At 73.2% G+C, this 21,910-nt stretch carries 16 protein-coding genes and 1 pseudogene; 8 read left to right on the forward strand and 9 right to left on the reverse strand.

Annotated features, from left to right (window positions below; all coding sequences use genetic code 11):
• Positions 1–35: 35 nt before the first annotated feature.
• The 3 genes from nirD to IE275_RS31055 are packed head-to-tail and all read right to left on the reverse strand — an operon-like array spanning position 36 to position 4,212.
• Complete coding sequence (gene nirD / locus IE275_RS31045) at positions 36–386, reverse strand: nitrite reductase small subunit NirD (RefSeq protein WP_189715285.1); 351 nt, start codon at positions 384–386, stop codon at positions 36–38.
• Complete coding sequence (nirB, locus tag IE275_RS31050; RefSeq protein ID WP_189715287.1) at positions 383–3,001, reverse strand: nitrite reductase large subunit NirB; 2,619 nt, start codon at positions 2,999–3,001, stop codon at positions 383–385. Before nirB ends, nirD begins: the two co-directional genes overlap by 4 nt.
• Positions 3,001–4,212 carry an NAD(P)/FAD-dependent oxidoreductase gene (locus IE275_RS31055; RefSeq protein WP_189715289.1) on the reverse strand — a complete coding sequence of 404 codons (1,212 nt, stop codon included), beginning with the start codon at positions 4,210–4,212 and terminating at the stop codon, positions 3,001–3,003. Before IE275_RS31055 ends, nirB begins: the two co-directional genes overlap by 1 nt.
• A gap of 206 nt (positions 4,213–4,418) precedes the next feature.
• Between IE275_RS31055 and IE275_RS31060 the strand changes: the two genes are divergently transcribed.
• Positions 4,419–5,201, forward strand: coding sequence for a sulfite exporter TauE/SafE family protein (locus IE275_RS31060; RefSeq protein WP_189715291.1), 783 nt, complete (start codon positions 4,419–4,421; stop codon positions 5,199–5,201).
• Between the two features lie 59 nt (positions 5,202–5,260).
• On the opposite strand, the pseudogene IE275_RS31065 reads toward IE275_RS31060, so the two are convergent.
• The 3 genes and pseudogenes from IE275_RS31065 to IE275_RS31075 form a co-directional block, all read right to left on the reverse strand.
• A pseudogene (locus IE275_RS31065) lies at positions 5,261–5,884 on the reverse strand (class F sortase); the annotation flags it as partial.
• Positions 5,885–5,997: 113 nt separating this feature from the next.
• Positions 5,998–6,525, reverse strand: coding sequence for a hypothetical protein (locus IE275_RS31070; protein ID WP_189715295.1), 528 nt, complete (start codon positions 6,523–6,525; stop codon positions 5,998–6,000).
• Between the two features lie 224 nt (positions 6,526–6,749).
• Positions 6,750–7,184 carry a gamma-glutamylcyclotransferase family protein gene (locus tag IE275_RS31075; protein ID WP_229870740.1) on the reverse strand — a complete coding sequence of 145 codons (435 nt, stop codon included), beginning with the start codon at positions 7,182–7,184 and terminating at the stop codon, positions 6,750–6,752.
• Positions 7,185–7,326: 142 nt separating this feature from the next.
• On the opposite strand from IE275_RS31075, the gene IE275_RS31080 reads away from it, so the two are divergent.
• Entirely contained in the window at positions 7,327–8,973 is a 1,647-nt protein-coding gene (locus tag IE275_RS31080; RefSeq protein ID WP_189715297.1) for a M4 family metallopeptidase, read from the forward strand.
• 60 nt (positions 8,974–9,033) lie between these two features.
• Here IE275_RS31080 and IE275_RS31085 read toward each other — a convergent pair whose 3' ends face one another.
• On the reverse strand, positions 9,034–10,548 hold the full coding sequence (locus tag IE275_RS31085) for an MFS transporter (protein WP_189715299.1): 1,515 nt from the start codon (positions 10,546–10,548) through the stop codon (positions 9,034–9,036).
• Positions 10,549–10,777: 229 nt separating this feature from the next.
• Between IE275_RS31085 and IE275_RS31090 the strand changes: the two genes are divergently transcribed.
• Positions 10,778–11,518: a TetR/AcrR family transcriptional regulator C-terminal domain-containing protein gene (locus IE275_RS31090; protein WP_229870742.1), complete on the forward strand. Its 741-nt coding sequence runs from the start codon at positions 10,778–10,780 to the stop codon at positions 11,516–11,518.
• A 105-nt stretch (positions 11,519–11,623) separates the two neighbouring features.
• Here IE275_RS31090 and IE275_RS31095 read toward each other — a convergent pair whose 3' ends face one another.
• Positions 11,624–13,783: a molybdopterin oxidoreductase family protein gene (locus IE275_RS31095; RefSeq protein ID WP_189715303.1), complete on the reverse strand. Its 2,160-nt coding sequence runs from the start codon at positions 13,781–13,783 to the stop codon at positions 11,624–11,626.
• A gap of 153 nt (positions 13,784–13,936) precedes the next feature.
• Entirely contained in the window at positions 13,937–14,614 is a 678-nt protein-coding gene (locus IE275_RS31100) for a SanA/YdcF family protein (RefSeq protein WP_189715304.1), read from the reverse strand.
• Between the two features lie 180 nt (positions 14,615–14,794).
• Here IE275_RS31100 and IE275_RS31105 point away from each other — a divergent pair, with 180 nt between their 5' ends.
• From IE275_RS31105 to IE275_RS31125, 5 genes are all read left to right on the forward strand, one after another.
• Complete coding sequence (locus tag IE275_RS31105; protein WP_189715306.1) at positions 14,795–15,676, forward strand: sirohydrochlorin chelatase; 882 nt, start codon at positions 14,795–14,797, stop codon at positions 15,674–15,676.
• A 54-nt stretch (positions 15,677–15,730) separates the two neighbouring features.
• Positions 15,731–16,984, forward strand: a complete 1,254-nt coding sequence (locus IE275_RS31110; RefSeq protein WP_189715308.1) for a deoxyguanosinetriphosphate triphosphohydrolase — start codon at positions 15,731–15,733, stop codon at positions 16,982–16,984.
• A gap of 167 nt (positions 16,985–17,151) precedes the next feature.
• The gene (locus IE275_RS31115; RefSeq protein WP_189715310.1) at positions 17,152–18,417 is read left to right on the forward strand and encodes an NAD(P)/FAD-dependent oxidoreductase; all 1,266 of its coding nucleotides are present in this window, start codon (positions 17,152–17,154) and stop codon (positions 18,415–18,417) included.
• Between the two features lie 132 nt (positions 18,418–18,549).
• Positions 18,550–20,451 carry a DNA primase gene (dnaG, locus tag IE275_RS31120; RefSeq protein ID WP_189715311.1) on the forward strand — a complete coding sequence of 634 codons (1,902 nt, stop codon included), beginning with the start codon at positions 18,550–18,552 and terminating at the stop codon, positions 20,449–20,451.
• Positions 20,452–20,555: 104 nt separating this feature from the next.
• Positions 20,556–21,881 (forward strand): RNA polymerase sigma factor, encoded by a 1,326-nt coding sequence (locus IE275_RS31125; protein ID WP_189715313.1) that lies wholly within the window; start codon positions 20,556–20,558, stop codon positions 21,879–21,881.
• Positions 21,882–21,910 lie beyond the last annotated feature (29 nt).

The following is a 21,910-nucleotide window of genomic DNA, read 5'->3' on the forward strand; positions in this document are numbered from 1 at the left end:
GGCGACGCCCACCCGGGCCCGGCGTGCGGCGAGGCTCAGGCGGCCCGGACCTCGTAGGTCTCGATGCGCACCGTGTCGTCGTCCAGGCACACCCCGCTCGTCAGGTCGAAGCGCTGCTTGAGCAGCGGCGAGGCGACGAACGGGCGGCCCTGGTGGGTGCCGGTGAGGCCGCGGGAGAGGACCGCCGCGCCGCCGAACGGGTCACGGTTGTCGACGGCGTACAGCTCGCCGGCGCGGTCGCGGAACAGGGCGACCTGGCGGCCGTCCGGCAGCAGCGCGGCCACTCCGCGGCCGGGCGTCAGCGCGGTCAGGTCGCAGATGGTCAACCAGTCCTCGTCCAGCCGGAGCTGGATCTTCAGGTCGGTGGTCTCCGGGGCCAGGGTCATCGCTGGGCACTCCCTTCCAGGGGACGGTGGCCGATGGTCAGCAGCGGCAGGTCGGGCTTGATCTGGTCGCGCTCCGGGACGAAGCCGACGACCGGGTCGGGGGTGTCCGGAGCGTTCACGAAGGACACGAACCGGGCGAGCTTCTCGGGGTCGTTGATGGTGGTGGCCCACTCGTCGGCGTAGTGCGCCACGTGGTCCTTCATCAGGGACTCCAGCTCCTCGCAGATGCCGAGGGAGTCCTCCACCACCACGTCGCGGACGTGGTCCAGGCCGCCGGGGATCCGGTCCAGCCAGGTCGAGGTGCGCTCCAGGCGGTCGGCGGTGCGGATGTAGAACATCAGGAAGCGGTCGATCAGCCGGATCAGCTCGGTGTCCGACAGGTCCTGCGCCAGCAGGTCCGCGTGGCGTGGGGTCGCGCCGCCGTTGCCGCCGACGTAGAGGTTCCAGCCGTTGGAGGTGGCGATGATGCCGAAGTCCTTCGACTGGGCCTCGGCGCACTCGCGGGCGCAGCCCGACACCGCAGACTTCAGCTTGTGCGGTGAGCGCAGGCCCCGGTAGCGCAGCTCCAGGTCGATCGCCATGCGGACGGAGTCCTGGACGCCGTAGCGGCACCAGGTCTGGCCCACGCAGGACTTCACCGTGCGCAGGGACTTGCCGTACGCGTGGCCGGACTCGAAGCCGGCGTCCACCAGCCGGGTCCAGATCAGCGGGAGCTGTTCGACGCGGGCGCCGAACATGTCGATCCGCTGGCCGCCCGTGATCTTCGTGTAGAGCCCGAAGTCGCGGGCGATCTCGCCGATCACGATCAGGCCCTCGGGGGTGATCTCACCGCCGGGGATGCGCGGGACGACCGAGTACGAGCCGTTCTTCTGGAGGTTGGCCAGGAAGTGGTCGTTGGTCTCCTGGAGGGCCGCCTGCTCGCCGTCCAGGACGTAGCCGCTCGCGCCGATCGTCGGGGCGAGGGAGGCGATGATCGAGCCGACCGCCGGCTTGCAGATGTCGCAGCCGTCGCCGCCGCGGGCGCCGTCGCGGCCGTAGCGGTCGAGGAGGTCCTGGTAGGTGTTGACGCGCAGGGCGAGGACGATCTCGTACAGCTCCTCGCGGGTCTGCGCGAAGCAGCCGCACAGGCCCTTGTCGACCTCGACGCCGCTCGCCTCCAGCTCGGCGGTGACCAGCTGGCCGAGCACCTTGACGCAGCTGCCGCAGCCGGTGCCGGCCTTGGTGCACTTCTTCACCTCGGGCACGGTCGTGCAGGAGTGTTCCGTGACCGCGCCGCGGATCGTGCCCTTGGACACGTTGTGGCAGGAGCAGACGATCGCCTCGTCCGGCAGTGCGGAGGGGCCGAGCTGGACGGACTCCCCGGCACCGGCCGGCAGGACCAGCGACTCGGGGGAGACGGGCGGCACGGACCCGGTGAACGCGCGCAGGGTGCCGTACGCCTCCGCGTCGCCGACCAGGATGCCGCCGAGGAGCGTGCCGTCGCGGGCGATGACCAGCTTCTTGTAGAGGCCGGAGCGGGAGTCGGAGTAGACGACGTCCAGGCAGTCCTCGGCGGTGCCTTGCGCGTCGCCGAAGGACGCCACGTCCACGCCGAGCAGCTTCAGCTTGGTGGACAGGTCGGCGCCGGTGAACGTCAACTGTTCCGTCTCGTCGGCGGCGATGGTCGCGGCCGCCGTCGCGGCCTGCTCGTAGCCGGGGGCCACCAGGCCGTACACCCGGCCGTCGGCCGCCAGCGCGCACTCGCCGATCGCGAAGACGTGCGGGTCGTTCACGGTGCGGCACTGCTCGTCGACGGAGATGCCGCCGCGTTCGCCGACGGTGAGTCCGCAGTCCCGGGCCAGCTGGTCGCGGGGGCGGACGCCGGCGCTGAACACCACCAGGTCGGTGGCGAGTTCGGAGCCGTCGGACAGCTTCATGCCGGTGACCGCGCCGGCCTCGTCGGTGATGATCTCCTGCGTGCCCACCCCGGTGTGGACGGACAGGCCCATCTCCTCGATGGTGCGCAGCAGCGCGGCGCCGCCGCCCTCGTCGACCTGGACGGGCATCAGCCGGGGCGCGAACTCCACGATGTGGGCGCTCAGTCCGAGGCCCTTGAGGGCGCCCGCGGCCTCCAGGCCGAGCAGACCGCCGCCGACCACGGCACCCGTCGTCGCCTTCGTCCTCGCGTACTCCTCGATGGCGAGGAGGTCCTCGATCGTGCGGTAGACGAAGCAGCCCTCGGCGTCCTTGTTCGGGACCGGCGGTACGAACGGGTACGAGCCGGTGGCGAGGACGAGGACGTCGTAGTCGACGACGAGGCCGGAGCGGGAGGTCACCCTGCGCGCCTCACGGTCGACGGTGACCGCCGGGTCCCCGAGGTGCAGCTCGACGCCGTGCTCGCGCAGGAACTCCAGGTCGGTCAGGGAGAGGTCCTCGGGGGTCTTGCCCGAGAAGTACGAGGTGAGGGCGACGCGGTCGTACGCGGGGCGCGGCTCCTCGCACAGCACGACCACCCGGTGCGTGGCGGTCAGGCCGCGCTCGGCGAGCGCTTCGAGGAAGCGCTGGCCGACCATGCCATGGCCGACGAGCACGATCGTGGGGCGGGGCCGGTCCCCGACAATTGCGGTCGTGGTCATCAGGAGCCTCCATCGTTGGTGAGCAGGTGGAGCAGAGGGCCGTTGTCGGGGAGCGGCTCTGCTCCCTCCCAGGCGCGGGCGAGCGCGCCGACGGTGCCGAGTTCGCCGACGAGGACCCCGCCGACCAGGCGGTCGTCGCGGACGACGACCTTGCGGTAGGTGCCGCGGGTGGCGTCGGCGAGCTGCACGACGTCGTCGCCGGGGCGCGGCTCCGTCTCGCCGAACGCGGCGAGGTCGAAGGGGCTGTGCCCGGCGAGGGTGAGGCGGGTGAGGGAACGGGTGCCGGTGTAGCGGGCGCCGGCGTTCCCCGCGAGCGACTCGGCGAGCGCGTCGGCCTGTTCGAGGGCCGGTGCGGCCAGCCCGTACACGGTTCCGTCGTGCTGGGCGCAGTCGCCGATCGCGCGGATGTGCGGGTCGGAGGTGCGGAGTTCGTCGTCGACCAGGACACCCTTGTGGACGGCGAGCCCGGCGGCCTTGGCGAGACCGGCGCGTGGGGAGACCCCGCAGGCCAGCACCACCAGGTCGGCGTCGAGGGCGTAGCCGTCGGCCATCTCGACCGAGCGGACGGCGCCGCCGACGCAGCGCACGTCCCGGACCCGGCACTCGGTGTGGATCTCGACGCCGAGGTCCACGAGGTGCCGGCGCACCAGCCGGGAGGCGGCCGGGTCGAGCTGGCGCTCCATGAGCCGCTCGCCCTGCTGGGCGAGGACGACCTGGGCGCCGCGCAGGGCGAGCGCGCGGGCCGCGGAGACCCCGAGCAGTCCGCCGCCGATGACCACGGCCCGGACGCCGGGCCGTACGGCCTTCGACAGGCCCAGGCAGTCGTCCATGGTGCGGAAGGCGTGGACGCCCTCGGGCAGCACGTGGTCGGGGGTGAACAGACCGCGCAGGGGCGGCAGCACCGGGTTGGAGCCGGTGGCCAGGACCAGCGTGTCGTATGCGATCTCCGCGCCGTCGGCGAGGGCGACGGTCCGCCGGTCGCGGTGGATCCCGGTGGCGCGGGCCCGGACCAGTCCGTCAGGCGCGGGCAGCGCGATCACCTCGGGGGCGTACCGTCCGGCCAGCACCTCGGCGAGCAGGACCCGGTTGTAGGGCCGGTGCTCCTCCTCGCCGACGAGCAGCGCGGGCAGGCCCAGCTCGCCGAGCCGGCGGGCGAGTCGTACGCCCGCGAGGCCGGCGCCGAGCACCACCACACGCGAATTCGAGGTCATGTCCAGGAGCGTGCGGTGCCGACGTTACCCGGCAGCATCACGGTTGTTTCCCGCGAGGAACGCTGCCCTCAGCGGGGGCGGGTGAGGGGTGTGAGGGTTCCGGGGGTGCGTGGAGGGGGCGTGTGAGGTCGCCGACCGGGCGGGTTACCTCAGAAGATCCTCAGGTGCGTGGCCTGTACATATGGTGGGGCCGTAGGGTCCCGCTCATGCCCGACATAGCTCTGACCACGATCGCCGTCCTGTGCGTCGCCGCGCTCGCGGCCGGCTGGATCGACGCGGTGGTGGGCGGGGGCGGGCTGCTGCTCCTGCCGGTGCTGCTGCTCGGCCTGCCGGCCGGCACCCCGGCCGCGTACGCGCTCGGCACCAACAAGGCGGTGGCGATCGTCGGCACCTCGGGCGCGGCGGTCACCTACGCGCGCCGGGCGCCGGTCGATGTGCGCACCGCGGTCCGGATCGGGCTCGCGGCGGTGGCGGGTTCCTCGGCGGGGGCGTTCTTCGCGGCCGGGATGAGCACGGACGTCCTCAAGCCGGTGATCATGGTCGTGCTGCTGGCGGTGGCCGCGTTCGTGATCCTGCGGCCGGCCTTCGGCACCGCCCCCGCGACCGGCCCCGCCGGCCCTCGCCGGGTCCTCGCGGCGATCGGTCTCGCGGGCCTCGGCATCGGCTTCTACGACGGTCTCGTCGGACCCGGCACGGGCACGTTCCTGGTGCTCGCGCTCACCGCCGTCCTCCACCTCGATCTGGTCAGCGCCTCGGCCACCGCCAAGATCGTCAACTGCTGCACCAACGCGGGCGCCCTCGCGACCTTCGCCTGGCAGGGGACCGTGCTGTGGCAGCTGGCCGCGCTGATGGCCGTGTTCAACCTCGCGGGCGGCACGCTCGGCGCCCGCACGGCCCTGAAGAAGGGCAGCGGTTTCGTCCGGGTCGTCCTGCTGACGGTGGTCTTCGCGCTGGTGGGGAATCTGGCGTACGAACAGTGGCTGGCCTAGGGCGAGTCGGCGTCGCGAGCCGGGCGGGACTTTGCGGAAACGGCCCAGGGTCTGTTCTCGCGGGTGCCGGTGAGGTGGGCGAAGACGACCACGTTGCCCTGGTAGCCGGTCGCCCTGGAGTAGGGGCCGCCGCAGGTGATCACCCGGAGTTCGGGGCGGGCGGCCGGGCCGTAGACCTTCTCGTCGGGGAAGCGGCGGGCGTCGTAGACCTCGACGGCGTCCACCGTGAAGACGGCGACGGTGCCGTCCCGCCGGTCCACCTCGACGGTGCTGTGCTTGCGCAGGGAGCCCAGGCCGTAGAAGACGGCGGGGCCGTCGGCGTTGTCGACATGGCCGGCGAGGATCGCGGTGCCCGTCTCGCCGGGGGTGGTGCCGGCCCGGTACCAGCCGGCGAGGTCGCGCCGTTCGGCGGGCGGCGCGTCCAGGCTGCCGGCGGGGGTGAGCCCGAGGCCCGTGAGCGGGGCGTCGACGTGCAGGGAGGGGATGCGGACCCGGTCGGGCGGGGAGGGCGGCAGGGGCGGCAGGGCGGGCGCGGACCGTATCTCCTCCCCGCCCGAGCGGGCCTGCGCCGCGGACGGCTGCGGCGGGGCGGACGCCTCGGCGCCGCTGTGCAGCAACCACGCGCCCGCGCCCAGGGCGACCGCGGTCACGGTCGCTATCGCGGTGTCGGTGACCTTGCGCATCGCACCCCTTTTCCGTGATCGGGCCCCGTGCCCCCCTCCGGGCCACGAGGGGCGTCGGACCCGGAGGGGGAGGGGACATGCGGTACCGGCGGACGGACAGCGGAGGGTGTCCGTCAGATCCCGTCGCCTCTCGCCCGGCGATGCAGGAGCCAGGTACCGCCCGCGGCGGCGACGGCGAGAGCCGCCACACCGGCCGCGGTCTGTACGGGGTCGGGACCGAGTGCGCCACCGACCCCCGTCTTCACAATTCCGCGCGGAGCCACCGGCTGCCGGGCCGAGGCCAGTGTCACCACCAGGTCCCCGGTCAGCCGCCGGCCGCCCGCGGCACAGTCCGCGACGATCTCGTACGTCCCCGGCTGCGCGCTCGGCGGCACCCGGAACTCGCCGCTCGCCCCGCCCCGTCGTGTGCCGGGTGCGAGGGTGAACCGTCCGGCGCCCACCGCGCCGGCGTCACCGGCGGCCGCACCGGCCGGCCCGCACGCCGCCGTGCGCACCGTGACCCGCTCGCCGGGCACCACGCCGACGGGGCGGACCTCCAGGCCCGCGGTGCCGGTGCCCGTGGCGTGGGCGGGTGCCGCGGGCCCGGCCGCGGCGACGGCGGCGAGCACGCCACCGGTCAGCAGCCGTGCGGTACGTCGCATCTCTGCTCCTTCGAGCCTCTCGGGTCGCGTCCCTGCCCTTCCGAGGTAAGTGCCCGCGCGGCGAGCGCGCTTCCTGAGAGTGCGTCAGGAATGGGATGAACGGGTGTCGGACGCTGCGGTGCCGGGCGCGTCCGGGCCACTGTTTCGGCAGGTCACCGGCGTGCGGACGGCGCGGTGCGGAGGCGTGCGGAAAAGCCCTCGCGGAGGGTGTGAACGGGTGACCGTCAGCGGCGGGCCCGCCAGTCCCCGCCCCCGATCGGCGTGCCCGCGGCGCGCAGTCCGGCGGCGACGGAGGGCGCGGCGACGTACACCCAGGCGTACGCGGAGCCGTCGCCGACGGCCACCTCCCGCGCCACCCGCTCGTACAGGTTGTGCGGGTCGCCCGGCCGGTACTCCTCCAGCCGGTCGAGTTCGGCGAGCAGTCGCGCGTACGCCTCGGGCCGTGCGGTGACCAGTTCGCCGGCCACGGTCCCGCCGGGCTCCTCCACGGCGTAGGGGTAGTCCGGGCCGTCGTAGAGGACCGCCCCCGTCAGCAGGGCCGGTTCCTCGCGGAGGGTGCGGCCGCGCAGGAAGAGGCCGTGGTTGACCTCGCCGGGGCGGAGCGTGCCGTAGACGAAGAACGGCAGGCCGGGGGCGGACGGTGCGGTCGAGGTGCTCACGGAAACGATTCTCTCCCCTCACGTCACCGGCACGTGGGCGCTCTGGACATGACTTGTCATGCCCTCTTAAATCGCAGGACGACCTCAGCGCCACCCCCACACGCGCCCCCACGGCGCCTTCCCGAGGAGACCGAGCAGACCGATGAGTCGGATACGGCAGCACGTCCGAGGTTCTCGTCTCGCCAGCGCAGGCATCGCCGTCACCACGGCCGCCCTGCTGGCCGCCGCACTCTCCCCGGCCGCCGACGCGGCCGACAGACCCACCCGCGCCACCGCGCTGGACAACGCGGCCGCCGCCCTCGCCGACCGGGCCGCGAGCCTGGGCCTCACCGCCCCCCAGGGCGCCGACGTCCGTGACGTCGTCATCGACAAGGACGGCACCCAGCACGTCCGCTACGACCGAACCTTCCGCCGACTGCCCGTCCTCGGCGGCGACTTCGTGGTCCACCTGGCACCCGACGGCACCTACCGCAACGCCGACCGCGCGACGAAGGCCACGATCTCCCTGGCGAGCATCACCCCGCAGGTGTCCGCCCCGAAGGCCGCCGGCACGGCGGTGAACGCACTGCGCGCCGCCCACCTCGGCGAGCCCCTGAAGCAGGCCAAGGCCAAGCCGGAGCTGGTCGTCGACGCCCTGCACGGCACCCCGAGACTCGCCTGGCGGACCAACGCCGTCGCCCTGGACTCGCTCGGCAACCCGGTCGCCCGCACCGTCCTCACGGACGCGCGCACCGGCGCCCAGATCGACGCCTGGGACACCATCGAGACCGCGAGCGGCGACGGCACGTCCCTCTACGGCGGCACGGTCCCGCTGGAGACGACCCTCTCCGGCTCCGCCTACCAGCTCAAGGACCCGACCCGCGGCAACACCTACACCGGCGACGCGGCGAACAAGACCGACCTGTGCATCTTCGGCATCTGCATCAGCCGCGCCCCGGCGACGCTCTTCACCGACACCGACAACCACTGGGGCACCGGGGCCGCCGCGGACCGCTCCACGGCCGCCGTCGACGCCCAGTACGGCACCGACAGAACCTGGGACTACTACAAGAACGTCCACGGCCGCAACGGCATCGGCAACGACGGCAAGGGCTCCTACAACCGCGTCCACTACGGCAACAGCTACAACAACGCCTTCTGGGACGACAGCTGCTTCTGCATGACCTACGGCGACGGCGACGGCTCGGTCTTCGGGCCCCTGGTCTCCCTCGACGTGGCCGGCCACGAGATGTCCCACGGCGTCACCTCGAAGACGGCCAAGCTGACCTACTCGGGCGAGTCCGGCGGCCTGAACGAGGCCACCTCCGACATCTTCGGCACGCTGGTGGAGTTCTCCGCGGGCAACTCCTCCGACCCCGGCGACTACCTGATCGGCGAGAAGATCGTCCGCTCCGGCTTCGGCCGGGACGCCCTGCGGTACATGGACAAGCCGAGCAAGGACGGCAACTCCGCCGACTACTGGAGCAGCTCGGTCGGCAACCTCGACGTGCACTACTCCTCCGGCGTCGCCAACCACTTCGCCTTCCTCCTCGCGGAGGGCAGCGGCACCCGGGTCGTGGGCGGCGTCACGTACAACTCCCCGACCTCCAACGGGTCGACGGTCACCGGCATCGGCCGGGACAAGCTCGGCGCCATCTGGTACCGCGCCCTGACCGTCTACATGACGTCCTCGACCAACTACGCGGGCGCCCGCACCGCCACCCTGAACGCGGCCCGCGACCTCTACGGCGCCGGCAGCACGGAGTACGGCACGGTGGCCGCCGCCTGGAGCGCGGTCAACGTGAACTGACGCACGGCGAAGGCCGGCGCCTTCGCGGCGCCGGCCTTCCTCGCGTCCTCCCCGGATGTGTCAGGCCACCGGTTCCCGCTCCTGCCGCGGGGTCTCGGCCGCGCGGTCCGGCTTGCTGTCCCGCATCACCAGCGTCGCCAGGACCGCCGCGGCCAGGACGCCGATCGCGCTGACCGTGAAGGTCGTCGCCATCGCGTCGGTGAAGGCCTCCCGGGCCGCCCGCGCCAGGCCCGTGTCCTGGCCGGCCACCGCCAGGGCGCCGCCGATCGACCGGCGGGCCGCCTCGGGGGCGTCGGCGGGCATCCCGGCGGCGTAGCCGCTGGTCAGCAGGGAGCCGAGGATGGCGATGCCGAGGGCGGTGCCGGCCTGCTGGATGGTGTCGTTGAGGGCCGAGCCGACGCCCGCCCTGTCCTCGGGGATGGTGCTCATCAGCGCGCCGACCGCGGCCGGCATCGCGAGACCGGCGCCGAGGCCGAGCAGACCGAGGGAGATCGCCGCGGCGGTGAAGCCCGAGCCGGCGCCGACCGTCGTCAGCAGGGCGAAGCAGGCGACCATCACCAGCATGCCGGCGAGGATCACGAACCGGTTGCCGATCCGCTCGGCCAGCTTCACGCCCGCGCCGTTGCCGATCAGCGCGGCGACCGCGAGGGGCAGGAAGGCCAGGCCCGCCTCGACGGGGGAGTACCCGAGGACGAACTGAAGGTACTGGGTGAGGACCAGCAGCAGACCGCCGTTGCCGATCTGGACCAGGGCCAGCGAGAGCGAACCGCCGCTGAAGTTGCGGTGCTTGAAGAGGACCAGCGGGACCATGGGCGCCTTCGTCATGTTCTCCCAGACCACGAACCCGGCGAGGGCGACGACCGCGACGGCGAGGGTGAGGGCCGAACGGCCGCCCAGGGCGCCGTGCTCCGGGATCTCGATGATCCACCAGATCAGGGCGGTCATGCCCACCGCGGAGAGCACGGCACCCAGCGGGTCCGGCTTCTGCCAGGGCGCCCGGGACTCCGGCATCAGGGCCACCCCGGCGACGAGGGCCAGCAGCACGACCGGGACGTTGATCAGGAAGATCGAGTGCCAGGTGAACCGGTCGATCAGCACACCGCCGAGCACCGGGCTGCCGACCAGCCCCAGCATGGACACCGAGCCCCAGGCCGCCATCGCCCTGCCGCGCTCCTGCTCGTCGAAGACGGTGATGAGGATCGAGAGCGTGGACGGCATGATCAGCGCCCCGCCGACCCCCATCGCGGTGCGGACGGCGATCACCTCGCCGGGGCTGGTGCAGAGCGTGGCCGCCAGGGAGGCCGCCCCGAAGAGGACGAGGCCGATCAGCATCACCCGCCGGCGCCCGAAGCGGTCACCGAGGCCGCCCGAGGTGAGCAGGAGGCCGGCGAAGACCAGGATGTAGGAGTCCAGGATCCACTGGGTGTCCTGGGCGCTCGCACCGAGGTCCGCGGTCATGGAGGGCACCGCGACGGTGAGCGCCATGCTGTCGATCGTCAGGACCACCGTGCTCAGGCAGAGCACGACGAGGATCCACCAGCGTCGTGGATCGCGGGCTTCCACCAGGGCTTCCATGAGGGCGTCCTTTCGTCGTGCGCACAGCGTTCCTGCGCTGCGAACACTGTTCCGGCTGCTGCGTACGGTGTTCCGTTCGATGCGAACACTGTACGCACGGCGGAACAGTGTTCGCAAGCCTTGAACGGTGTGCGCTCCTCGTGGACTCTGTACGCTGAAGCGCACGATGTACGCACCGCGGAGGACGACGCCGCGGAACCCGGCACCGAGGAAGACGAAGGGGAGGCCCGTGGCCGCCGCGACGAAGAACCCGAACCCCGTCCCGTCCGTCTGGGCCCGGCAGAAGCGCGAGCCCGACCAGCCCGCGCTCAGCCGGGACGCGATCGTCCGCGAGGCGGTCGTGATGCTGGACGCCGACGGCGTCGAGGCGCTCAGCATGCGCAAGCTCGGCGCCCGCCTCAACGCCGGCGCGACCTCCCTGTACCGGCACGTGGCCACCAAGGACGAGCTGATGGAGCTCGCCGTGGACCAGGTCGCCGCCGAGATCCACGTACCGCCCGCCGACGCCCCCGACTGGCGGGCCGCCGTCACCGAGGCCGCGTGCTCCTTCCGCGCGGTGGCGCTGCGGCACCCGTGGCTGTCCTCGGTCCTCGGGCAGGCCGGCCTCGCCTACCTCGGCCCCAACCTGATGTCGTTCATCCAGCGGCTCGCCGCCCTGTTCACCGCGGCCGGTTTCGCCGAGCCGGCCCGGGCCCTGGAGCCACCGCTGAACTACGTCATCGGCGTGAGCACCACCGAGGCGGCCTGGCTCACCACGGTCGCCCGCTCCGGCGAGTCCGAGGCCGGGTTCATCGCCCGCCTGATGCCCGCCGCCCAGCAGGCCGCCGCCTCCTACGGTCTCCCCGCCGACGAGTACACCGCCGGCACGACCGACCCGACCGACCCGGTCGAACTCCGCGACGCCAAGTTCAGGTACGGCCTGGACGTCGTCCTGGACGGCCTGGCCCTGCGACTGCCGGACACGGCCTAGGGGGCGTCTCGCCGATCATGCCGGGCTCGCGGGGTCCGGCCTGATCGACGAGACACCCCCTAGGGCGTATGGCGCCCGTCGTACGGGCGAACTCGCCCCGTACGCCTACGACTCGGCCGTCTCCACCCGCACCGCGCACACCTTGAACTCCGGCATCCGTGAGGTCGGGTCGAGGGCCGGGTTGGTCAGGGTGTTGGCGCGGCCCTCGCCCGGCCAGTGGAACGGCATGAAGACGGTGTCGGGGCGGATGCCGGTGGTGATGCGGGCCGGCGCTACGGCCCGGCCCCGCCGGGACACCACCGACACGGGATCGCCCTCGGCCGCCCCGATGCGCGCCGCCAGCCGGGGGTGCAGCTCGACGAACGGGCCGGGCGCGGCGGCGTTCAGCTCGTCCACCCGGCGGGTCTGGGCACCGGACTGGTACTGGGCCACGACCCGCCCGGTGGTGAGCAGGACGGGGTAGTCGTCGTCCGGCTCCTCGGCGACGGGCCGGTGGGTGACCGGCACGAACCGGGCCCGGCCGTCCGGCGTGGCGAACCGGTCGAGGAAGAGACGGGGCGTGCCGGGGTGGTCCGGCCCGGAGCCGGAGCCGGAGCCCGGGTCCCGTGCGGGTTCGGCGTCCCGTGCGGAGCCGTCGGCTCCGTTCCCCGGCGCCTCCGCGGGCGCCGGACACGGCCAGAACACCCCGTTCTCCGCCGCCAGCCGCCCGTAGGTGATGCCGGAGTAGTCGGCGATCCCGCCCGCGCTGGCCCGCCGCAGCTCCTCGAAGACCTCCTCGGGGTCGGCCGGGAAGCCCTTCTCCACGCCGAGTCGCGCCGCGAGTTCCCGCAGCACCTCCAGGTCGCTGCGCACCCCGTCCGGAGGGCTGATCGCCTGCCGTCGCAGCAGCACCCGTCCCTCCAGGCTGGTCGTGGTCCCGGTCTCCTCGGCCCACTGGGTGACCGGCAGGACGACGTCCGCGAGGGCCGCCGTCTCCGACAGGACGACGTCGCAGACGACCAGGAGGTCGAGGGACCTGAGGCGCTCCTCGACATGGGACGCGTGCGGCGCGGACACCACCGGGTTGGACCCCATCAGCAGCAGCGAGCGGACGTCCCCGCCGAGCGCGTCCAGCAGTTCGTAGGCGCTGCGTCCCGGGCCGGGCAGGCTGTCCGGGTCCACGCCCCAGACCTCCGCCACGTGCCGTCGCGCCGCGGGATCGTCCAGCTTGCGGTAGCCGGGCAGCTGGTCGGCCTTCTGGCCGTGCTCGCGCCCGCCCTGTCCGTTGCCCTGCCCGGTGAGGCAGCCGTAGCCGCTGAGCGGGCGGCCCGCGCGGCCGGTGGCCAGACACAGGTTGATCCAGGCGCCGACCGTGTCGGTCCCCTTGGACTGCTGCTCGGGCCCGCGCGCGGTGAGCACCATCGCGGCCTCGGGTTCGCAGAACAGCCGCACGGTCTCCCGGAGTTGCGGAACGGACACCCCCGTGATCCGTTCCACGTACTCCGGCCAGTGGGCCATGGCCGCCGCCCGGGCCTCCTCCCAGCCGGTGGTGCGCTCCCGGACGTACTCCTCGTCGACCCGCCCCTCGGCGACGATCAGGTGCAGCAGTCCGAGTGCCAGCGCGAGGTCCGTGCCGGGCCGGGGCATCAGGTGCAGGTCGGCCTGCTCGGCGGTCCTGGTCCGGCGGGGGTCGACGACGATCAGCGTCCCGCCGTTCTCCCGCAGTTCGCTGAAGAAGCGGAGCGAGGGCGGCATGGTCTCCGCGAGGTTGGACCCGACGAGGATCACGCACCCGGACCGCGGGATGTCCTCCAGCGGGAACGGCAGTCCCCGGTCGAGCCCGAACGCCTTGACGCCGGCCGCCGCGGCGGACGACATGCAGAAACGGCCGTTGTAGTCGATCTGCGAGGTGCCGAGCACGACCCGGGCGAACTTGCCGAGCGCGTACGCCTTCTCGTTGGTCAGCCCGCCCCCGCCGAACACGCCCAGCGCGTCGGGCCCGTGCTCGTCCCGGATCCGCCCCAGCCGCCCGGCGATCCGGTCGAGTGCCTCGTCCCAGCCGGCCGGTACGAGCGAGTCGCCGGAACGCACCAGCGGGGAGGTGAGCCGCACCCGGGACGAGAGCAGCGCCGGCGCGGTACGGCCCTTGCCGCACAGCGCACCCCGGTTCACCGGGAAGTCCGCACGCTCGACCACCTCGACGCCCCCCGTGGGCAGGGGCGACAGGGCCATCCCGCACTGCAGGGCGCAGTACGGGCAGTGGGTGGGTGTCGAGGTGGTCGGCATGCGGTTCAGCGTGCGTCGGCCGTGTTACACGCCGTGCGGTCTCCTGTTACGGGGGTGTGGTGGTGCCCTCCCGGCGGGCCACCGGCGCGCGTGAGGCCGAGCGCGACGGGGCCGGGTCGATCGGCCGGGTCGCCCGGCCGGTCGTTCGGCCGGTCATTCGGCCGCGGCCAGGGCCCGCCGCACCCCGGGCTCCCGCGGGCCGAGGAACCGCGGGTCCGGTTCGAACACGGCGTCCAGCGCCGCCTTCCCCGCCGCGAGGACCTCCCGGGCGCCCCCGTAGTACCAGGTCACGTCGTGCTTGGCGTCGACCCCGACACCGTACGACTCGACGCCCGCGGCCTCGCACAGCGCCACCGCCCGCCGGATGTGGAAGCCCTGGCTGATCAGGACGGCCTTGTCGACGCCGAAGATCTTCTTGGCGCGCACGCAGGAGTCCCAGGTGTCGAAGCCCGCGTAGTCGCTGACGATCCGCGCGTCGGGCACGCCGTGCCGGGTGAGGTAGGCGCGCATGGCGTCGGGCTCGTCGTAGTCCTCGCGGCTGTTGTCGCCGGTGACCAGCACGACCTCGACCCGCCCCTGCCCGTACAGCCTCGCCGCCGCGTCCAGCCGGTGCGCCAGGTACGGCGACGGCTCGCCCTCCCACAGCCCGGCGCCGAAGACCACCGCCACCTCGGTGCGCGGCGCGTCGTCGGTCGTGCCCAGCCGGCCGGCCGTCGAGACGAACAGCCAGGTGGCCGGCAGCAGCGCGAGCACGCACGCGCCCATCACGGCCTGCACCAGCCGCCGCCGTCCGGCACGGGTGCGCGGCAGACGCGGTCGACGGATGTCCATACGGTGTTCTCCCCGGGTCGGCAACCCCTACGGCCGGGGAAGACGCGCCGTACGCCGATCCGGTTCGTCCCGCCGCGCGGGGCGTACCTCACACCGCCCGCACCGCCGCCGTGAACGCACGGAAAATACTCGTGACGGTCAGGCAACGGCGGCGCAACCTCCCGCCGCCAGGATCGATCCATGACGGCGTCGCCCTTGTTGCACGACGAGTCCGAGTACGACGAGCCCGCACCCCACCTCGACAGTACGGCGTACCTCATGAACCGGATCAGCACCCAGCTCACCAGCCAGCTCAGCCTCGTCCGGCTCGACGGACGGCGGCGCTCCGGGCCGCCCGCGCTGGTCGTCGTCGCCCACGGCAGCCGCGACCCGCGCGCCCTGAGCACCGTCCGTACCCTCCTCGACCGGGTCCGCGAGCAGCGCCCCGGCCTGCCCGTCCACCTCGGCCACATCGAGCTGAACGAGCCCCTGCTGACGGACACCCTGGCCGACCTCGACGCGCACGGCACGACGGACGCCGTCCTGGTCCCCCTCCTCCTCGCCCGCGGCTACCACGTCCGGCGCGACATCCCCGAGATGGCGGCCGGCGCACGGCTGCGCGCACGGGTGGCGGCCCCGCTGGGCCCGCACCCGCTGCTCGTGGAGACCCTGTACACACGCCTGCTGGAGGCGGGCTGGAGCACGCGGATGACGCCGCAGGAGCGCCGCACGAGCGCGGTCGTCCTCGCGGCGGCCGGCTCCCGCGACCCGGACTCGGCGCTCGACACGAACCGCACGGCCGCGCTCCTGGCGAAGCGTCTGGGCGTCCCGGTGGTGGCCGCCTACGCCTCCACGGCGGCCCCCACGGTCCCCGACGCCCTGCGCGCGCTGGCCGCGCGCGGCCGCGACAGGGTGGCCGTCGCCTCCTACTTCACGGCCCCCGGCCGCTTCGCGACGGAGTGCGCGCAGGCGGCGCCGTGGGTGGCCTCGGCCCCCCTGGGCACCCACCCCGCGATGGCGAGCCTGCTGCTGCACCGCTACGACCAGGCACTGGGGGTGAGCGGCTCGATCAACGCCGCCTGAGCCGGACAGGCACGTACGCCCCCATTTGTCAGTGCCGCCGCTTACTGTCGAGTCATGCCCTACGACCCGCAGTCGACAGAACGCTGGGCGCCCGAGCCCGACAAACGCCCGGGCCGCACCGCTTTCGAACGGGACCGCGCGCGCGTCCTGCACTCCTCGGCGCTCAGAAGACTCGCGGGCAAGACCCAGGTGGTCACGCCGGGGGAGCGCAGCCCGGTCTGGGACGCGACGCCCCGCACCCGGCTCACCCACTCCCTGGAGTGCGCCCAGGTCGGCCGTGAGCTGGGTGCCGCGCTCGGCTGCGACCCCGACCTGGTGGAGGCGGCCTGTCTCTCCCACGACCTCGGCCACCCGCCCTTCGGCCACAACGGCGAACAGGCCCTGAACGACTTCGCGCACGACTGCGGCGGCTTCGAGGGCAACGCCCAGTCGCTCAGGCTCCTCACCCGTATCGAGCCCAAGCGCTTCACCGACGAAGGCTCCGTCGGCCTCAACCTCACCCGCGCCACCCTCGACGCCGCCACCAAGTACCCCTGGCCGCGCGGCGCCCACCCCACGGACCTGGCCTCCCGCAAGTTCGGCGTCTACGAGGACGACCGGCCCGTCTTCGACTGGATCCGCAAGGAGGCTCCCGGCACCCGCACCTGCTTCGAGGCGCAGGTCATGGACTGGGCGGACGACGTGGCCTACTCGGTGCACGACGTGGAGGACGGCCTGCACGCCGGTCACATCGACCCCAACCTGCTGCACGCCGAACCGGAGCGCCGGGACGTCTTCCGGGTCGCCGTCGGCCGGTACGTGCCCGCGGACACCGACCCGGCCGAGCTGGCCGCCGCCCTGGACCGGCTCCTGGACGCGCGGTGGTGGCCGCACGGCTACGACGGCACGGCGGTCGCCCAGGCCCGGCTGAAGGACGCGACGAGCCAGCTCATCGGCCGCTTCTGCCTGGCCGCGGAGGCCGCCACCCGCGCGCGGTACGGCTCGGGGCCCCTCACCCGTCACGGCGCCGAACTCGTCGTCCCGCACGAGACCCGCCTGGAGTGCGCGGTCCTCAAGGCGGTCGCCGACCGGTACGTGATGCAGCGCGCGGAGCAGGCGCGGCTGCGCGCCGACCAGCGGGTGGTCATCACCGAGCTGGCCGAGGCGCTCACCGCCCGCGCGCCGGACGGACTGGACCCCCAGTTCCGGGCCCTGTATGACCGGGCGGCCGACGACCGGGCGCGCAAGCGGGTGGTCGTCGACCAGATCGCCTCGCTCACCGATGCCTCGGCCCGCTCGCTCCACACCCGGCTGACCGGACATCTATGAGCAGACCTGACCGGGTACGTCCAAACGGGCCCGAACCGCAACACTCCATGGCCTGATCGGACCCGTCCCCCTTCCCCCGCCCCGCTCCGTGCGGGACGCTCGCATGTGGCGGTTCGCACAGTGTTTTCTGGGGGGACACCCCCAGACCCCCGATCTGGAGGCATCACGTGGTCGACGCGGATCAGACATTCGTCATCGTCGGAGGAGGCCTGGCCGGAGCGAAGGCGGCCGAGACGCTGCGGGCGGAGGGCTTCACCGGCCGCGTGATACTGATCTGCGACGAACGCGACCACCCCTACGAGCGGCCCCCGCTCTCCAAGGGCTTCCTGCTCGGCAAGGAGCCCCGCGAGTCCGTCTTCGTGCACGAGCCCGCCTGGTACGCGCAGAACGACATCGAGCTGCACCTGGGCCAGACCGTCGACGCGATCGACCGCACGGCGAAGACGGTCCGGTTCGGCGACGACGGCACGCTCGTCCACTACGACAAGCTGCTCCTGGCCACCGGCGCCGAGCCGCGCCGGCTCGACATCCCCGGCACGGACCTCGCGGGCGTCCACCATCTGCGCCGGCTCGCGCACGCCGAGCGCCTCAAGGGCGTCCTGACCGCCCTGGGCCGCGACAACGGCCACCTGGTGATCGCCGGCGCCGGCTGGATCGGCCTGGAGGTGGCCGCGGCGGCCCGCGAGTACGGCGCCGAGGTCACCGTCATCGAACCGGGCCCGACACCGCTGCACAGCGTCCTCGGCCCCGAGCTGGGCAATGTCTTCGCCGAACTGCACCGCGAGCGCGGCGTCCGGTTCCGCTTCGGCGTGCGGCTCACCGAGATCGTCGGCCAGGACGGCATGGTCCTCGCCGCCCGCACCGACGACGGCGAGGAGCACCCGGCGCACGACGTCCTCGCGGCGATCGGCGCGGCCCCGCGGACCGCGCTCGCGGAGGCGGCGGGGCTGACCCTGGCCGACCGCGCGCACGGCGGGGGCGTCGCGGTGGACGAACTGCTGCGCACCTCCGACCCCGACATCCACGCCGCCGGCGACGTGGCGTCCTTCCCGCACGGACTGTTCGACACCCGGCTGCGCGTGGAGCACTGGGCCAACGCGCTGAACGGCGGCCCGGCGGCCGCCCGCGCGATGCTCGGCAAGGGCGTCCCCTACGACCGCGTGCCCTACTTCTTCACCGACCAGTACGACCTGGGCATGGAGTACAGCGGCTGGGCGCCGCCGGGGTCGTACGACGAGGTGGTGATCCGCGGTGACGCCGGCAAGCGGGAGTTCATCGCGTTCTGGGTGAAGGAGGGCCGCGTCCTCGCCGGGATGAACGTGAACGTGTGGGATGTCACAGAGCCGATCCAGAAGCTGATCGCCTCGCGGGCCGCCGTGGACACCGAGGCCCTGGCGGATCCCCATGTGCCGCTGGAGAGCCTCGGCGCCTAGGGGCCGCCCGGAACCGTCTCGCCGGTGCGGGCCGGGCGGGGCCGGCCGCGCCCGGTGCCGGTGCCGGGTCGCGCCGCCTCGGAGGGGCCGCGGCTCGCAGGGGATGTCGGCGCGCCCCCGTAGAATTCACGCGTGGCAGGACGGATCAACGACGAGGACGTGAAGGCGGTACGGGACGCGGTCCCGATCGACGCCGTGGTGTCCGAGTACCTCCAGCTGCGCAACGCGGGCGGCGGCAACCTCAAGGGACTCTGCCCGTTCCACGACGAGAAATCGCCGTCCTTCCAGGTCAGCCCGAGCAAGGGACTCTTCCACTGCTTCGGCTGCCAGGAGGGCGGCGACACCATCACGTTCGTGATGAAGGTCGACCACCTCACCTTCTCCGAGGTGGTCGAGCGCCTCGCAGCCCAGGCCGGCATCACGCTGCGCTACGAGGAGGGCGGCTACAACCCCTCCCACCAGCGCGGCGAACGCATCCGCCTGGTCGAGGCCCACAAGATCGCCGCCGACTGGTACGCGGAGCAGCTCGCCGAGGCCCCGGAGGCCGACACCGGCCGGATCTTCCTCGCCGAGCGCGGCTTCGACCAGGCCGCCGCCGTCCACTTCGGCGTCGGCTACAGCCCCCAGGGCTGGGACCACCTCACCCGCTTCCTGCGCGGCAAGGGCTTCACCGACAAGGAACTGATCCTCTCCGGCCTCTCCCAGGAGGGCCGGCGCGGCCCCATCGACCGTTTCCGCGGCCGCCTGATGTGGCCCATCCGCGACATCGGCGGCGACGTGGTGGGCTTCGGCGCCCGCAAGCTCTACGAGGCCGACAACGGCCCCAAGTACCTCAACACGCCCGATACGGCGATCTACCGCAAGAGCCAGGTGCTCTACGGCATCGACCTCGCCAAGAAGGACATCGCCAAGTCCTCCCGCGCGGTCGTCGTCGAGGGCTACACGGACGTCATGGCCTGCCACCTCGCCGGTGTGACGACCGCGATCGCCACTTGCGGCACGGCTTTCGGCGGCGACCACATCAAGATCCTCCGCCGGCTGCTGATGGACAACGGCAGCGCACGCGTGATCTTCACCTTCGACGGCGACGCGGCCGGCCAGAAGGCGGCCCTGCGCGCCTTCGAGGACGACCAGAAGTTCGCCGCCGAGACCTACATCGCCATCGCCCCCGACGGCATGGACCCCTGCGACCTGCGTCTGGCCAAGGGCGACGAGGCGGTCGCCGACCTGACCGAACCCCGCACGCCGCTCTTCGAGTTCGCGCTGCGCCAGATCGTCGTCCGCTACGACCTCGACACCCCGGCCGGCCGCGCCGCCGCCCTGGACGAGGCCGCCCCCATCGTGGCCCGCATCAAGAACAGCGGCGCCCAGCACGAGGTCGCCGTGCAGCTCGCCGGCATGCTCGGTATCCTCGACACCCAGTTCGTCGTCAAGCGGGTCTCCCAGCTGGCCCGTTGGGCCCGCGAGCGGGGCGGCGCGGGCCCCGCCCCCGGCAACCGCGCCTCCCAGCCGTACGAGGCCGCCCCGCGCGCCGCAGCGTCGGGCCCGGCCCTCACCCTCCGCAACCCCGTCTACGCCACGGAACGCGAGCTGCTGAAGCTCGCCCTCCAGCGCCCCGAGCTGGTCTCCCCGGCCTTCGACGCCTACGGCGTCGACGAGTTCACCGCCGCCCCCTACGCCGCCGTACGCCAGACCGTGCAGGACGCGGGCGGCGCCGAGTGGGGGACGCAGGACGCCCAGGAGTACCTGGTGCGGGTCCGGGAGGCCGCCCCCGACGACACGGTCCGCGCCATGGTCACCGAACTCGCCGTCGAGCCGATCATGCGCCGCACCGTCGACGACGTCTACGCCGGCACGGTCCTCGTCCAGGTCCGCCGCCGCGCCGTCGAGCGCCGCGTCCGCGACGTCCAGTCCCAGCTGGCCCGCCTCGCCGCCTCCGGCGACCAGGCCCAACTCGCCGCCGTGCAGAACGAACTCTGGATCCTCCAGCAGTACGACCAGGCCCTGCGCGAGCACGGAGCCGCAGCTCTCTGAGCGTGTCGCGCCCGGCGCGGTCACCGCCCGGTCACGGACCGGACGCAAAAAGTCACCGCACGCCCCTCGTGGCGGCGATGTGTCGTACTCCACACTGGGTTCCGGTGCCTGAGTCCTCGGAGCGCGGCCGATCCGTCCCCAGCGGGTCCCACACCCCCGCGGTTCCGCTCATCGCGTACGGGACGGACAGCGGCATGGCCGCCGGATCCGCCCCCGAAGTACCGCTGCCGCTCGCCTCAGCAGCGATCATCCTGGAGGTCGCCCCCGTGCAGACCCAGACCCTGACCCAGACCGACCGCACGACCGACAGCCCGCCCGACGGCACGGAAGCGGACGCCGAGACCGACGTCCTGACCGCGGTGCCGCCGCAGAACCGTGTCGCGCACCACCCGGAGACGGAGACGGAGACGGCGCCGGAGACGGAGCCGGAGGCGGAACCGCCCGTCGAGGCGCTGACGGAGCCCCCCGAGGCCCCGGAGCCCGTCCGGAAACCGCCCGCCCGCGCCACCGAGAGCGCCGGCCCGTCCTCCGACCTGTTCCGCCAGTACCTGCGCGAGATCGGCCGTATCCCGCTGCTCAGCGCGGCCGAGGAGGTCGAGCTGGCCCGCCGGGTCGAGGCCGGTCTGTTCGCCGAGGAGAAACTGGTCAGCACCCCCGACCTGGACAGCGAACTGGGCCTCGACCTCGACCGGCTGGTCGTCATGGGGCGGATGGCCAAGCGCCGCCTCATCGAGGCCAACCTCCGGCTCGTCGTCTCCGTCGCCAAGCGGTACGTCGGGCGCGGCCTGACCATGCTCGACCTGGTCCAGGAGGGCAACCTCGGGCTCATCCGGGCCGTCGAGAAGTTCGACTACGCCCGCGGCTACAAGTTCTCCACGTACGCCACCTGGTGGATCCGCCAGGCCATGTCCCGGGCGCTGGCCGACCAGGCCCGCACCATCCGCGTCCCGGTCCATGTCGTCGAGCTGATCAACCGGGTGGTCCGCGTCCAGCGGCGCATGCTCCAGGAACGCGGCTACGAACCGACCGCCGAGGAGGTCGCCGGCCAGCTCGACCTGGCGCCGGAGCGCGTCGGCGAGGTGCTGCGGCTGGCCCAGGAGCCGGTCTCCCTGCACGCCCCGGTCGGCGAGGAGGACGACGTGGCCCTCGGCGACCTCATCGAGGACGGCGACGCGGCCAGCCCCGTGGAGTCCGCCGCCTTCCTGCTCCTGCGGGAGCACCTGGAAGCCGTGCTCTCCACCCTCGGCGAACGCGAGCGGAAGGTCGTCCAGCTCCGCTACGGACTGGTCGACGGCCGCCCGCGCACCCTGGAGGAGATCGGGCGCATCTTCGGCGTGACGCGCGAGCGGATACGGCAGATCGAGTCGAAGACGCTGAACAAGCTCCGCGACCACGCCTTCGCGGACCAGCTGAGGGGCTACCTGGACTGACGAGGGGCCGCCCTCCCGAGGAGAGCGGC

Source organism: Streptomyces phaeofaciens, from assembly GCF_014648915.1.
GTDB lineage: Bacteria > Actinomycetota > Actinomycetes > Streptomycetales > Streptomycetaceae > Streptomyces > Streptomyces phaeofaciens.

Excerpts from the sequence above, each read along its gene's own strand:
- nirD (WP_189715285.1), bottom strand. The coding sequence starts at position 386 with ATGACCCTGGCCCCGGAGACCACCGACCTGAAGATCCAGCTCCGGCTG.
- nirB (WP_189715287.1), bottom strand. The coding sequence starts at position 3,001 with ATGACCACGACCGCAATTGTCGGGGACCGGCCCCGCCCCACGATCGTG.
- IE275_RS31055 (WP_189715289.1), bottom strand. The coding sequence starts at position 4,212 with ATGACCTCGAATTCGCGTGTGGTGGTGCTCGGCGCCGGCCTCGCGGGC.
- IE275_RS31060 (WP_189715291.1), top strand. The coding sequence starts at position 4,419 with ATGCCCGACATAGCTCTGACCACGATCGCCGTCCTGTGCGTCGCCGCG.
- IE275_RS31070 (WP_189715295.1), bottom strand. The coding sequence starts at position 6,525 with ATGCGACGTACCGCACGGCTGCTGACCGGTGGCGTGCTCGCCGCCGTC.
- IE275_RS31080 (WP_189715297.1), top strand. The coding sequence starts at position 7,327 with ATGAGTCGGATACGGCAGCACGTCCGAGGTTCTCGTCTCGCCAGCGCA.
- IE275_RS31085 (WP_189715299.1), bottom strand. The coding sequence starts at position 10,548 with ATGGAAGCCCTGGTGGAAGCCCGCGATCCACGACGCTGGTGGATCCTC.
- IE275_RS31095 (WP_189715303.1), bottom strand. The coding sequence starts at position 13,783 with ATGCCGACCACCTCGACACCCACCCACTGCCCGTACTGCGCCCTGCAG.
- IE275_RS31100 (WP_189715304.1), bottom strand. The coding sequence starts at position 14,614 with ATGGACATCCGTCGACCGCGTCTGCCGCGCACCCGTGCCGGACGGCGG.
- IE275_RS31105 (WP_189715306.1), top strand. The coding sequence starts at position 14,795 with ATGACGGCGTCGCCCTTGTTGCACGACGAGTCCGAGTACGACGAGCCC.
- IE275_RS31110 (WP_189715308.1), top strand. The coding sequence starts at position 15,731 with ATGCCCTACGACCCGCAGTCGACAGAACGCTGGGCGCCCGAGCCCGAC.